Below are 510 nucleotides of genomic sequence, written 5' to 3' on the forward strand. Positions count from 1 at the left end.
CCGGCGAGCAGGTCCAGCCCGGCCGCCTTGTCGACGGCACCGGCCAGTTGCGGGTTCTTGTCGTCGACGCCCGTGTCGATCACGGCCACCCGCACGCCCTTGCCCTTGTCCGTTCCCTGCCACAGCTCGTCGAGCAGGACGCGCTGCAGCGACCAGGGGCGGGCCTTGAACTGCCTCTGGCTGGGATAGGTGCACTCACCACTGCCCGCGAGCCGCACGGGTGCCTGCGGGCGCGCGGGCCCGTCCTGGGCAGCCGCGGCCCCGGGCCCGGGCGGTTGGACACCGAGAGCGGTCAGAGCTACGGCGGCGGCCAGCAGAGCGGCCTTCGTCGGCGACACCGGTTCGGTCCTCTTCTCGTCCGTCGTCCATGGTCCGTGCGCGCGAGGGCGGTGTGCGTCCACCCGTGACCGGCGGATCATGAACCCTGGGGCTGCCGGGCGCTGTTGGTGTCGAGGCGTGGCCCCTTCTCCAGGAACTCCGACCAGGCCAGCGGGATTCTCGCCGGCCGTA

1 pseudogene is annotated in these 510 nt (G+C 72.5%); it reads right to left on the reverse strand.

Features of this window, described 5'->3' with window-relative positions:
• Nucleotides 1–338: pseudogene (locus LPA54_RS36645) on the reverse strand (type VII secretion-associated serine protease mycosin); the annotation flags it as partial.
• Nucleotides 339–510 lie beyond the last annotated feature (172 nt).

The sequence above is a fragment of the Streptomyces sp. DH12 genome, from assembly GCF_020873895.1.
In the GTDB taxonomy this organism is placed as follows: Bacteria; Actinomycetota; Actinomycetes; order Streptomycetales; family Streptomycetaceae; genus Streptomyces.